This is a genomic window from Longitalea luteola, assembly GCF_017356035.1.
GTDB lineage: Bacteria > Bacteroidota > Bacteroidia > Chitinophagales > Chitinophagaceae > Niastella > Niastella luteola.
In genome coordinates this window covers 391110-404895 of record NZ_JAFIQX010000006.1, presented here as the reverse complement: position 1 = coordinate 404895, position 13786 = coordinate 391110, and the positions used below count along the sequence as shown (strand labels likewise).

The window sequence follows — 13786 nt, the reverse complement described above, 5'->3', positions numbered from 1 at the left end:
TGGCTTGATGGTGTTGCTATTGTGCCGCCAGCACCGCTTACGATACTCCAGGTGCCCGTGCCTGCTGTTGGTGTATTTGCAGCAAGGGTTACCGTTGTCAATCCGCAAGTGGCGGCACCTGTCTGATCCGGGCCGGCATTGGCAATCGTTGTTGCTGCAACTCTTGTAATTGCTACCTCATCAAAACTTGCCGTACAAGGTTCGTTTGAAATTGTCCACCTGAAAATATTTGTCCCAATACCTAAGGCTGTTATTCCTGAGGTGCGACTGTTAGGTGTAGTTATTGTTCCTGCTCCGCTTACTAATGTCCAGGTACCCGTTCCAACTGTAGCGGTATTGCCGGCAAGTGTAGCTGTGGTAGCACAAAGAGTTTGGTCCGGTCCGGCATTGGCTGTTGTTGGATTTCTGTTGAAAGTAACGACAACATCATCTGTCGTAGATGCGCAAGGCGAACTGGCGATTGTCCAGCGCAAAGTGTAAGTAGTTCCTGCTGTTCCCGTAAATGTTGATGTGGGGCTTGATGGCGTTGCTATTGTACCCCCAGCACCACTTATTATACTCCAACTACCCGTCCCTGCTGTCGGCGTATTCGCAGCCAGCGTTACAGAGGTTAATCCGCAGGTGGTTGCACCTGTCTGATCGGGGCCGGCATTAGCTGGTGTTGGATTTTGATTGAAAGCAATTACTACATCGTCTGTGGTAGATGCGCAAGGTGGATTAGTGATCGTCCAGCGCAATGTATAAGTAGTTCCTGCTGTTCCTGTAAAAGTCGAGTTCGGACTTGACGGTGTTGTTATCGTGCCGCCAGCACCACTTACGATACTCCAGGTGCCCGTGCCTGCTGTTGGTGCATTTGCGGCAAGCGTTACTGTTGTTAATCCGCAAGTGGCGGCACCTGTCTGATCGGGGCCGGCGTTGGCTGTTGTCGTTGCTGCAACTCTTGTAATTGCTACCTCATCAAAGGTTGCCGTACAAGGTGTGTTTGAGATTGTCCACCTGAAAATATTTGTCCCAACACCTAAAGCTGTTATCCCCGAGGTGGGACTGTTAGGTGTAGTTATTGTTCCTGATCCGCTTACTAATGTCCAGGTACCGGTTCCCACTGTTGCAGCATTGCCGGCAAGTGTAGCTGTAGTAGCACAAAGAGTTTGGTCCGATCCGGCATTGGCTGTTGTTGGATTTCTGTTGAAAGTAACTACAACATCATCTGTGGTAGATGCGCAAGGAGGATTAGTGATCGTCCAGCGCAAAGTATAAGTAGTTCCTGCTGTTCCCGTAAATGTTGATGTGGGGCTTGATGGTGTTGCTATTGTGCCGCCAGCACCGCTTACGATACTCCAGGTGCCCGTGCCTGCTGTTGGTGTATTTGCAGCAAGGGTTACCGTTGTCAATCCGCAAGTGGCAGCACCTGTCTGATCCGGGCCGGCATTGGCAATTGTTGTTTCAGTTATTACTGAGATACCAAATGTGCAATTATTGGGACAGCCATTTCCATCCGTATATGTATAAGTAATTGTATGCTGCCCAACACCAGCTGTCGTAGGATTAAAGTTGCCGCCGCTTACACCTGTACCGTTGTAGGTTCCACCAACCGGAGTTGCTCCATTCAATGCAAAAGATGATGCACTTATACATACAGATGAATTTGCAGGGCAGGTTACCGTAGGCAAAGCATTCACCGTTACCGTAGCTGTTGCAGTATTAACACATCCATTACCATCGGAATAATTATAGGTAACACTATAGTTTCCGGCAGCAAGTGAATTTGCATTGAAAGTAGAACCGCTTACCCCGGTTCCGCTCCACGTACCGCCGGCCGGCGTACCCGTCAAAGCAACACTGTTATTTCCAAAACATACCTGTTTGTTGTCTGCTGTAACAGTTGGTAACGCATGTACGGTTACCGTAGCGGTAGCCGAATTCGTACAACTGTTGGCATCAGTGAACGAATAAGTAACTGAATAATTACCTGGTGATAATCCATTGGCGTTGAAAGTAGAACCGCTTACTCCGGTTCCGCTCCAGGTACCGCCGGCCGGAGCACCGGTTAATGTAACAGTGTTATTCCCAAAACATACCTGCTTGGGATCTGCTGTAACCGTTGGTAACGCATTTACGGTTACCGTGGCGGTAGCCGTATTCGTACAACTGTTGGCATCTGTATATAAATAAGTAACTGTATAATTACCTGGCGAAAGTCCATTGGCATTAAAACTAGAACCGCTAACTCCCGTTCCGCTCCAGGTGCCGCCGGCCGGAGCACCGGTTAATGTAACAGTGTTATTCCCAAAACATACCTGCTTGAGATCTGCTGTAACCGTTGGTAACGCATGTACGGTTACCGTGGCGGTAGCCGAATTCGTACAACTGTTGGCATCTGTGTAAGAATAAGTAACTGTATAATTACCTGGTGATAATCCATTGGCATTAAAAGTAGAACTGCTAACTCCCGTTCCGCTCCAGGTGCCGCCAGCCGGAGTACCGGTCAAAGCAACAGTGTTATTTCCAAAACATAGCTGCTTGTTGTCTGCTGTAACCGCTGGTAACGCATTGATTGTTACCATCGCATTGCCAACCATATCAACCGGCCCGTTTACCGTATTGGCAATGACCGTATACGTTCCTTCAGCCGTTAGCAGTCCAAAACTGATAGCGTTACCAGTACCTGTTATGGGTAAACCAATATTCTCTCCATTTAACCGAAGTTGATAAATGGTGTCTACCTGTGAACCACTAAGGCCAACCGCTACACCGTTGCCGCCGCTGCAATACGCCCCGCCGCCAGTTACGTTATACGAATTTGCTAATGTTTTAAGAATGGTAGCACCGGAAGCGGCTCTTGCCCTGTGGAATGAATCAAGTCTTTTCCTGTTATCGAGATGCTGAGCGTGCAAAAAGAATGGGATGCTAAAAAACAAAAGTAGTAATACAGCAATGCATAAACGCTTGCCGGAGTGCTTGAAGTTGTTAAGGGCAACAGATCCAGTTAAAAAGATATGTTCAAAACTATCTTTCATGCACGTAGATGCTAAGTCAGTTAGTGGTATAAACGATTAAGTGTAACCGATGTAATGACAATAGGAATTCCTATCCAGGCAGTATCTGCATAGAGGGATTAGCACCAGAAATACTTATGCTATTTCACAACTAACGGACAAAGACATCCTTTTTGAGGAAGTAAATGTGCTTCATCAATGATTTTTGGTGATAATAAACCTTTAAATCAGACCATTCGGGATCTGGATTCATCCTGGTTTTACCGAGAATAAAGGGATAACACAGCTATAGATAAATGGTGGAAACAGAGGCTTTTAGGGGTATTGGAAGAGAAACATCAGGGCTAGGGAATGTCTCTGAGGAATCAGGCCTTATATATGTTCTAAATCTAATACAAGATAGTTAATAGATTTTAACATTTTAAGGATATGGGGGATATTTTTTATATTATTGACTTCGCGCAAGTTTGCTTTGCATAGCGTTATACGCAAAAGTCAGGGAAAACACTGATTGTGTTGCATCAGCGCTCCCTGACATATATGTTTCTACTTAATTATTGTATCTTACGAAAATTGATCCAGCTAATCGCTGCCAACAGGCCTGTTATTATTACCAGGGGTAACAGCATGGCCGCCCAGCCTACCCCGCTGCTTTCGGTAAAAGTCATTACTTTATATTCATTCCAATTCTCTTTTTTAACGTCAGCCTCAGAAAAGATCTTTGGATAGAAATGCAATCGCTTGTTCTCATGAAACTGTTTCGTGCTGTCAAGGAATGCCAGGTGGTTGCCCAAACCTGATTGCGCCAGGGTGTTCAGCTGATATTGGGTGTGCATAGAGGGAATCAACCATGAGATCCTTCTGCTTGCTTTCTCCCTTTGCCACAGCTTGTCTTTCATATCCCTGGCTTCCTGCTCTGCTTCATCATCACCCATTTGCTGCATGGCATAATACCACAGCCAGCTGAATTGGGTATTCGGCAACGAATAGTTGCTTAACTGAGGATAATGGGCAAAGAACTTATCCATTGTTTCTTTCTTATCCATATCCCATTTTTCATGGTAACCCTCCCGCTGCTTTACCACTGTTGCCAGCGCTTCGGGTACCGGGTATTTACTCGTAATATAATTATTGGCCACACCCGGACAAATCACCATTAGTAATAACCAGGCACTTAACAATACAACGGCATTGGCGCCTGACGATTTTTGTAACGAAGCCACCCAAAAGCTGATCACGAACCAACACAGGAGATAAAAAAAAGATAAGCTAACAGTAGCCCAAAAGCTTTTGTCCAAGGGCAGCGCCAGTATGATCGCTGCCAGTACCAACAGTACCGACAAGGCGGTAAAAATGATCACCGCCCGCACCGCCAGTTTTAGTAATATGATCTTTGCTGGTCGCCTGTATTGTACAGATATCAGACGCCAGGTGCCTCCTTCCTTTTCCTCTGATAGCAAATTGTAGGTGAAGGCAATAATGAGTAACGGAAACAGGTATATCAACACAAAACTGAAGTCCAGGTTGCCTGCCAGTAAACTATAGGGGTTGAACAGGTCGGTATCATATTGCTGGTTCTCGAGGTTACGGATCGTTACTTGTTGTATGGAACTGTTCACATCTCGTTGCCCGATAGACAACGCATTCAAAGGCGGTGGCTGATTAACCAGTGCAAACCGAAGGTAATACAACAGCAACCCGATTTCCTTGTTGAAAAATTGAACATTCCGTTGTATATGCTCCTGCTGGTAATGTTCCGTTTTGGCGATACTGGTCTTTATTTTCTCTATATGCTGGCGGCCAATATAAATACTGATCACACCTGCTACCATAACGATCAACAGACCAGTAATGACCATTTTAGATCGAAGGAAATTCTTCAATAATAAAACAAACATACCTATAATGCTTTTAGCTTTTTTGATAAGATGACCGTGGTCACAACCAGCGCTGTTAACCAGCAAAACAGGGCTGCCAATGCAGGCGTTTCATGCATAAGAACGCATACCTGGCTGGTTCGCTCAAATTCAAAGTCAGGGAATGCTTTCCAGTGATCACTGCTGATGCTATACGGTTTGTCATGTTCCCCTGGTTTTTTATTGCTGATCAGTTTTATCTGCAGATCATTCATGTGCTGCGCCAGCCGGTAACGATAGGCTTCTGCCTGCTGTTGAAATTGAATGTAGGATTGAAAATCAGTTCCGCTCATAGCCATTGAAATATCCCGCAACGCGGCAAAGGGATTCAGGAATGCAGATAACCTGGAAACGTCATTTTGTTGCCGGTATTTTTGCAGTAAAGCAAAGAGGTGCTGGTTATAGATCATGGCACTCACCTTCTCTCCTTCTTTCATTTGAAAGCCGCTGTAATTAAATGGAAGCTGCTGAACAGAATCGACTTTATAAGCCTTCAGGATCGAATCTTTCAGCGCTTTATAGTAAGGATCGTTCGGATCATGGCTATCGCCTTTTTTGATCAGGTCTTTTTCAATAGCCGTTTCAAATTCGATCCTGGAAGGAGTGGCGTGCAGGTAATTGCCCATTGCCTGTGCAGTACGCGGCATGATGATGGTGAATAATAACCATACACCGATCAATGAAACCAGCGCTCCTTTTGCTGTTTTATTCACTGCCGATAACAATACCGCGACAAGGCTTACAATGCCGGCATAAGCTATGTAAGATAAGGCCAGCCACGTTATTCGCCAGCCATTATCAGCCATGTATTTTTTTTCTGGAAAAATTAAACAACTGATGATCAGTAACAGGATCACCGGTAACAGCACAGACAGGGCGATGCCCAATAATCCCAGTGCCTTGCCAAAGATGATCTCTTTCCATGATGTTCCCTGGCTCAGCAGGATCTTTAAAGTACCGTTTTCCCTGTCTGCTGCTACCGTGCTAAAGCCGATGAAGAAAATCACCAATGGCAATAGCACCTGCAAGATCATGGCTATACTTATTTCACCAAACCGAAGCATGCCGGTGCTGAATCCGGCTTCGGAAAAATTAATTGAGTTCTGCCGGTGGGCTTCCAGGAACACCGCATTACCGGTATAGCTTTCCATACCAAAATCAAAAAAGCTCAGGGGGTGTTTAACACGAAAAGCGATGTAGCCATAATGCGCCATTCGGTGCGGATGTTTATCCGGCATATTTTCCCAGTGCTCACGCACCTCCCGTTGATACAACTGCCGGCTATGGGTTTGTTGCTGATAAATGGCAATGCCGCTATAAGTGGCATATATAAGCAGCGCAGTTGTAAGTAACAGCAATGCAGCCACTGCTTTATTTTTTAAAGCGGTTCCAAAGACCTGTCTGGCAAATAATAATAATACTGATTTCCGCATAAGATGCCGATCAATTAAAATTTATAAGTTGCTGTGACCATACCATTCCGCGGTGCGCCGGGAAATAAGCGCAGGTAATTTTGTGCGCCCACCCAATACGTTTTATTGGCAACGTTGTTTATATGAAGGGCCAGTTGCATATTGCTTTTGCCCGGGTTGTAATACAATGCCAGATCCAGTAAAGTATAGGCAGGTAATTTAAAGTCTCTCGTAAACCATGGGATCTTATCGCTATTGTATTGTAATCCCACCCCAATGCCAAGATCTTTCAGGGCAGCACCTTTGATGAAATTATAACGGGTCCACAGGTTGGCGCTGTTCACTGGTGTGTTTTCCTTTCTTTGTCCGGTCAGTTCCGATTTATTATCGGTCCTGATGGTTGCATCTATATAACTGTAAGAAGCATTAACCTGCCAATTCGGAAAAACGAATCCGGCTACCTCAACTTCTACACCCCGGCTCCTGTCGGCGCCTCTGGTAGTTAATGAATCAGGAAAGGCACGGATATTGGCGTTCATTAAAATGTTTTGCTGATTTATTTCGTAGGCTGCCATCGTTACCTGCAGCCGGCTTTTCCAAACAGTTGCTTTTACCCCGAATTCTTTCAGATCGCTGATCAGCGGATCGAACTGTGCGGCGGATTTTGGGGTATTAAAAAAAATGCCGGTATTAGGCATCAGGGTTACCGTGTTCGACTGGGGTTGATACCCTTCCAGCCAGGTGCCATATATATTGATCATTGGGGTAATGGCATAGGTAATACCCACTCTTGGCAACAAGGCGGTATTAGTGAACGACAGCTCACCGGGAGATTTGTAATTGGTAATGTCTTTAAACCATTCCTGGCGCAGGCTCAGCAGTACGGTGAACCTTTTCCATTGCAATTGTTCCTGAATATACAACGCGTTGGTGGTGGTCAGCGCAGCAGGCAGTGCCGTTCTTACATTCAGCAGGTAATCATCGGTATTTCGGATCGTATAAGCGGGATTGTTCAGGTTAAAATGCTGCACGTTTGGTTTGGGCATCACTACCCCGTCAATGGTAATGGTTTGGTAGCTCGCCATATTCTCTTTTACAAACGTATTGGCCACCGTTCCATCTTTCAGCAGGAAGCCGCGGGCTGCATTTTGTCCGCCCCCTTTAACTTTCTGCCAGCTGTGCAGATCGTAGCCGATCAATAATTTGTGGCGAACGCTTCCGGTGCTCCAATCAAAATTGAAATAACTGTTTATGTTATCAATATTCCAGAACTGTTTTCGCTGCACGAATTGCATCGAAGCAAGGGAGGTAACGGCGTTATTGGCGGTATCAACGGCAAAGGCGTTATTGGTGCGGTGCTCCTGCAGGTCTTCTGACCAGGTTTGCTTCATATAGGAAGTGTTGAAGCTGATATGGTTGGTAAACCGGTGCGAGATATTGCCCGTTACGATCAGTTCCTTCGATTTGAAAAAATCATTGGGAGCGCCCAGGTTCAAACTGGTTGGTGTGCTGTGCAGATCGGTCACACCTGCTACGGCGCCAAAAATAGGTTGACCTCTATCCAGCACGCCCGTAAGGTTGCTCAGGATCATTTCCGCATTGATGGCCGTGCGCTCGTTGGGAATATAAGATAATGAGGGTGATATCAGCAATGACCTGTTGCCCACGAGGTCGCGAAAACTTTTTGCTTCCTGGTAAGCACCGTTGAGCCGGTACAGGAGGGTTTTGCTTTCATTAAGCGGACCGGTAAAGTCCAGCGACGCCCTGATGGTACTGAAGCTGCCGGCACTGATGCTTATTTCTTTCCTGTTGCTGCTGAGTGGTTTTTTAGTGACGAGGTTGATGCTGCCGCCGGGATCAACACTGGCGAAGGTAGCACTGGCCGGTCCTTTTATCACTTCTACCCTTTCTATATTGGCAGTAAGCGGTTGTAAAAAATAATACTGGCGCGTTCGCATGCCATTGATGATCTGTCCTTCCTCGTTCTGGCTGATACCGCGGATAGCGTATTGATTATAATAGCTGGAAGGGATTACACCGCTGGCCATTTTTACCGCATCGGCTAATTGAAAAGACTGGCGGTCGGTGATCAGTTCTTTCGTAATTGTCGCAATCGACTGCGGAATATCCTTTATGAGACTGGCTGTGCGGGTGGCGCTGAAAGAATAATCGCTGTTGTACTTTTTAGCGCTGCGGCCAACGATCTCAATTAATTGTAGGTCTTTTAGCTGAGGGATCAACGTCAGTTTCAGAGCGGCCGGATTATCATTGATCACCAGTGTTTCTTCCAAAACCTCATAGCCAATACTGGAAACCGTGATGCGGTAAAGTCTTTTCGGCGTAACCTGGATACTGAACTGTCCCTGGTCATCGGCCATAACAGACTGGCTGATTTCCTTGCTTTTTACAGTGATGGTAGCACCTTTCACCGGTTCTCCGGTTTCTGCCATTATTTTTCCGGTTAGTGTTACCTGTGCCCAACCGGTTAAATTAATAAGCAGGAAGTTGGTCGCTATTAATATAAATTTCATCGATTGATTGGTGATTTAGATCGTTTCCAGGTACAGTTGCTGTAATTCGTTGGCGGTTATGTCGCTGGTTAACACAGTGTGAACCAGAACGCCCTGTTTCATAATTCCGATCCGGGTGCCTACATTCACGGCATTGAAAATATCGTGTGTAGCCATGAATATGGTTTTGCCGGCGGCCGCCAGCTCTTTACAGATCCTCGTGAACTCAGCAGTAGCTTTGGGATCCAGCCCCGACGTAGGTTCATCCATCAAAATGGCATCGGCGTTCTTCGCAAGGGCAATGGCAATGCCCACTTTCTGTCGCATGCCTTTAGAGTACGTTGAGAGTCTTTTCTCCTGCGCTTCTGCCTGCAGATCGGCTTTGCTCAGGAAATTGCTCAACATTTCTTTGGAATACGTAAAACCTGCCAGCCGGCTGAAAAAATCCAGGTTTTCCATACCCGTTAAATGGCCGTAGAGCTGCACAACCTCCGGGATATAGGCAATAAACTTTTTGGTGGCTATTTCATTGGGTTGAACCGGAAGGCCGTTTACCAGCGCTTTGCCACTGGTGGCGTGCGTAAAGCCTAGAAATAGATTGATCGTGGTGGTTTTCCCTGCGCCGTTCTGGCCGAGCAGGCAAAAGATATCACCTTTATCAATAGATAAATTCAGGTTGCTTAGCGCAGTATGGCCATGATACTGCTTGCCAAGCTGTACCGCTTCTAATACAGGCATGACTGTTATTATTTGAATAATTAAATACAAACAGGGATCACCGTTCGTGCCAGTAACTACAAACGCTACCAGTAACGGCGGTTGACCGTACGGAAGATCATAACAATAAAAACTCAGGATAATACCGGAGGGCCCTTATTGACCGCAGCAATGAGAGAGGCTGAAACGGGTTGCAACAAATAGCAACCATTTTTTACAGCAGTTGTAGTAAATGATACTTCATAAGGGGCTACAACCTCGTCATTGTAAGAAGAATATTTATGCGAACAGACCAGGCAATCAGTTTCCGGCAAAATACCTGTACCACTGTACACCGTGTCGCTGTTGGCGTGGTGTGATTGAGTGGTTTTGCCAGGTTTCGGCGCAGATTGGTGATGATGCCAGAGCTGGACCGGTATAGCAACGAATGCATACAGGGCCAACAGGAAAGCCGCTAAAAGATGACGATATGTGTTGTTTGCCGTCAAATTGAATTTGCAATACTGTTGCAAATGTATACTTGTTTATTATACACCACAAATAAAGTTTTTTATCAAGTGAGCAAACCGTTCAATAAGCATTTTTAATTTGTGCTGTAACCGGGCGGCCATTGTATCAAAACCGTGCACCTGCCTGTTAGTTGAAAGAACGGTTAGCCTGATTTTCAGCCGGCTGGAAAACTGGCATTGAATAAGTTATTAATCACGAATACCATCATCACTTTCATTCATTTGAAAAGAGCTTATCATGTTTCGTAATTATGTAAAAACTGCCATCCGGAGTCTGCTGCGCAACAAACGTTACCTGTTCATTAATGTCAGCGGGTTAAGTATCGGCATTGCTGTTTGCTTCATCATTTTCATGGTAATTCATTACGAAAAAAGCTTTGATAACTTCCATACAAAAAAAGACAGGATCTATCGTGTGCTAACAAAGGGCAAGGACGGGGATGCTATGAGTGCAGTGCCTTTTCCATTACCAGCTGCACTAAAGAAGGATCTCCCTCAGTTCGAAGAAGTGAGTGGTACTTTTGCCATCAGAAATGTACAGGTCAGGGTGCCGGATGAGAACGGCCGCCTCCTCAGAAAGTTTAAGGAGAACAGTGGCTTCTTCTTTATAGAACCTTCTTTTTTCCGCATCTTCGATTTTCCCTGGCTGGCCGGAGATCCTGCTACTTCCATGACGGATCCGAATTCAGCTATAATTACCCGGCAAATTGCTGTTAAATATTTTGGTAACTGGCGGCAGGCTATTGGACAAACCATAATAGTGGGCAGGAATACCGTTTTGAAAGTCACAGGTGTTCTGGCCGATGTTCCGGTCAATACCGACTTTCAGCTGGGTTTAGTTGTCCCCTACGAGTTTGGCAAATTTTCCGAGTCAACCGATTGGGGAACGATCGACGGCGATCATGACTGTTTTGTACTGTTACGCAAAAATGTGTCGGTGGCAGCCCTGGCGCAGCCGCTGCTCCATTTCTCTAAAAGATACCGAACACCTAATAATACGAATGTTGAGCTGTTACAATCTTTGCAACAGGTGCATTTTGATCAAAAAGCGGGCAATTATCTGGGCAAAACAATAAGCCCCTCACGCATTCGAACATTGTGGCTCATTGCAGCGTTTATCCTATTGATCGCCTGTGTAAATTTTATCAATCTTTCAACGGCCCAGGCTGTAAACAGGGCGCGGGAAGTTGGCGTGCGAAAAGTATTGGGAAGCAGCAGGCTTCAATTAAAGAAACAATTTCTCGCAGAAACCTTTCTTCTGGTTACGGGTTCGGTAATCATATCCTGTTTGGTGGCTGGCGCTCTTGTTCCTTTCATCAATTCACTGCTCGATATCCGCATGTCTCCTTCTGTTTTATGGCAACCGGTGATGGTCCTGTTTTTAGTAGGCATTATCGCCCTGGTTACTTTAATCGCCGGCTTCTACCCTTCCGTGGTATTGTCATCGTATAATCCGGTTACAGCGCTGAAGACAAAGCTGGTATCGGTAAGTGGAACAAATATCAATCTGCGCCGGTCGTTGGTGGTGGTGCAATTTATCATTGCCCAGGCGCTCATCATCGGCACACTGCTTATGATGAAACAAATGCGTTTATTTCACCGGGGCGATATGGGATTTAATAAAGAAGCACTGGTGAACGTGCCGTTCCCTAATGATAGTGCGGGAAGAAGTAAGATGGATTATGTTCGCAACCGGTTACTGAGCAATAGTAACATCAGCCGGGTCAGTTTTAACTCACAAACACCGTCGGATGTAGACAACTGGTGGACTGATTTCAGTTTTGATCATCGGAAAGAAAAAGAAAAGTTCTATGCCATTAGTAAGTTTGCCGATGCCGATTATTTGCCTGCCTATCAATTGCCGTTGGTGGCTGGCAGAAATATAACCAGAACAGATTCCATCAGAGAATTTCTGGTAAATGAGGAATTCGTAAAAAGAATTGGATTCAGCAGTCCGGAGGAGGCTCTCAATAAAGAGATTGATGTTTGGGATGGAAAAGTGAAAGGCCTTGTTGTAGGGGTAATAAAAGATTTTAATGTGGCATCATTCAAGAATTCCATTTCACCGGTATTTATCAGTAATGTTAAAGGAAGGTATAATTCTGTAAGCATCAAAATAGCAGGCGCTAACCTGCGTGCTGTGGTGGACGATATCGAAAAACTATGGAATGAGGCCTATCCCGAGTTTGTGTTTGATTATGAATTTATGGATGAAAAGATCGCCAATTTTTACAAACAGGAATCCATGCTGTATAATTTGTACACCTGTTTCTCCGCTATTGCCATTTTTCTAAGTTGTTTGGGATTGTATGGCCTGGCTTCTTTCATGGCCGTTCAACGCCTGAAAGAAGTGGGTATCAGAAAAGTGCTTGGTGCCAGCGTACAAAGCATCGTATACCTGTTTTCGAAAGAATTCATTCTGCTGATATCAATAGCATTTTTGATCGCCTGTCCCATCACCTGGTATTTTATGCATGACTGGTTACAGCAATATGCTTACAGAACTGCCCTTAGCTGGTGGGTGTTTGTAGCAGCCGGCGCTGGCGCCCTGCTCATCGCCCTGACAACGGTGGGCTTAAAAGCGCTGAGTGCAGCCAATACCAATCCTGTTACGAATCTGAGAACTGAGTAAGCGAAGCAGGTCTATTCTGGTTTAAGCATTTCCTTTTTGAATTCGGTGAAATTTTTACCGCAATTGTTCTTAAAGAATTTGCTGAAATGGGCCAGGTTATCGAAGCCAAGGTTATAGGCGATCTCTTTCATGCTTAATGAGGGGTACATGGCCTGTCTTTTCGCTTCCAGCATGATCAACTGCTGAATATGGTGGCTTGCAGAAAAACCGGTTATTTTCTTTACCAGGCGGTTGAGGTGGTTAGGCGTCACCAGCAAATCATTAGCATAATCACTAACCATTTTCTTATTGACATAATCTCTTTTGATGAGGGCCATAAACTTCCTTACAAGCTCCATTTCTCCAGCTGATACATTTTCAACAGGTGACACCTGTACATTCCTTGACAAATAGATCATAAAAACATTAAGCAGGCCTTTTAATAATTCCATTCTACCCTCGAAACGATTAATGTATTCCTGCTTCATTTTTTGAACTATTGTCTCCAACGCAAATTGTGTTTCACGGGTAATAGAGATAGGGGCAAATCCGGCATGGAGATCATATCGATCAAACCAGGCAGCTGTTTTTGAGTATACATCAGATAACCTGATGAACTCATTGGTAAAGCTGAGGTAATAGCCATTTATACCTGGTTCAATATTATATTGCCGCATCCGGCCGGGTGTAAGACAATACACAGTGTTCTCTTTAAGCGAATTCATTTTTCCGTCAATTTCAATCCGACCATGCCCCTGCTTAATCCATACTAATTCAAAATGTTTGATCTTCTCTGGCATATTGCTGCGGGATTGTTTTGTAGTGCTCGTCAGATCGAGGGGGCAGATCTCGAACTGTTTGAAATCGTCGGTTTTGTTTTCTTTATTGCTAAAAGGCATTTGGGAAAAAGCAGTTAACTGGTTGTTGTTTTGAAGGCCGGGCATAGAAATAAAGTTGTATGGTGTTAAAATGACAAATGTTAGATGTATGGCCAGCCAATCAATGTGCCAGGTATTAAGCTGCTGATTATTAGAATAATAAATATTTAAAGTAAAATGGTTTTTAGCGATATTTCGCTAATTGACGAAAATGCGGTTCAAAAAAAATATATAAGG

Annotated in this window: 7 protein-coding genes; 1 reads left to right on the top strand and 6 read right to left on the bottom strand. The window is 45.0% G+C overall.

Annotation, left to right across the window (positions count from 1 at the left end):
- The 5 genes from JUB15_RS17375 to JUB15_RS17355 form a co-directional block, all read right to left on the bottom strand.
- The coding region (locus tag JUB15_RS17375; RefSeq protein ID WP_207513764.1) for a beta strand repeat-containing protein at window positions 1-2894 on the bottom strand (2894 nt) is incomplete at its 3' end.
- A 656-nt stretch (window positions 2895-3550) separates the two neighbouring features.
- The gene (locus JUB15_RS17370) at window positions 3551-4894 is read right to left on the bottom strand and encodes a DUF3526 domain-containing protein (protein ID WP_207513763.1); all 1344 of its coding nucleotides are present in this window, start codon (window positions 4892-4894) and stop codon (window positions 3551-3553) included.
- Between the two features lie 2 nt (window positions 4895-4896).
- The gene (locus JUB15_RS17365) at window positions 4897-6345 is read right to left on the bottom strand and encodes an ABC transporter permease (RefSeq protein WP_207513762.1); all 1449 of its coding nucleotides are present in this window, start codon (window positions 6343-6345) and stop codon (window positions 4897-4899) included.
- Window positions 6346-6359: 14 nt separating this feature from the next.
- Window positions 6360-8855 carry a TonB-dependent receptor gene (locus tag JUB15_RS17360; protein ID WP_207513761.1) on the bottom strand — a complete coding sequence of 832 codons (2496 nt, stop codon included), beginning with the start codon at window positions 8853-8855 and terminating at the stop codon, window positions 6360-6362.
- A 15-nt stretch (window positions 8856-8870) separates the two neighbouring features.
- A complete protein-coding gene (locus JUB15_RS17355; protein ID WP_207513760.1) occupies window positions 8871-9572 on the bottom strand; it encodes an ABC transporter ATP-binding protein in 702 nt (233 codons plus the stop codon).
- 726 nt (window positions 9573-10298) lie between these two features.
- Between JUB15_RS17355 and JUB15_RS17350 the strand changes: the two genes are divergently transcribed.
- Window positions 10299-12692 (top strand): ABC transporter permease, encoded by a 2394-nt coding sequence (locus JUB15_RS17350; protein ID WP_207513759.1) that lies wholly within the window; start codon window positions 10299-10301, stop codon window positions 12690-12692.
- A gap of 11 nt (window positions 12693-12703) precedes the next feature.
- On the opposite strand, the gene JUB15_RS17345 is transcribed toward JUB15_RS17350, so the two are convergent.
- Window positions 12704-13615, bottom strand: a complete 912-nt coding sequence (locus tag JUB15_RS17345; RefSeq protein WP_207513758.1) for a helix-turn-helix domain-containing protein — start codon at window positions 13613-13615, stop codon at window positions 12704-12706.
- Between the last annotated feature and the right edge of the window lie 171 nt (window positions 13616-13786).

Coding starts and splice junctions, on each gene's coding strand:
- JUB15_RS17370 (WP_207513763.1), bottom strand. CDS start 4,894: ATGTTTGTTTTATTATTGAAGAATTTCCTTCGATCTAAAATGGTCATT.
- JUB15_RS17365 (WP_207513762.1), bottom strand. CDS start 6,345: ATGCGGAAATCAGTATTATTATTATTTGCCAGACAGGTCTTTGGAACC.
- JUB15_RS17360 (WP_207513761.1), bottom strand. CDS start 8,855: ATGAAATTTATATTAATAGCGACCAACTTCCTGCTTATTAATTTAACC.
- JUB15_RS17355 (WP_207513760.1), bottom strand. CDS start 9,572: ATGCCTGTATTAGAAGCGGTACAGCTTGGCAAGCAGTATCATGGCCAT.
- JUB15_RS17350 (WP_207513759.1), top strand. CDS start 10,299: ATGTTTCGTAATTATGTAAAAACTGCCATCCGGAGTCTGCTGCGCAAC.
- JUB15_RS17345 (WP_207513758.1), bottom strand. CDS start 13,615: ATGCCCGGCCTTCAAAACAACAACCAGTTAACTGCTTTTTCCCAAATG.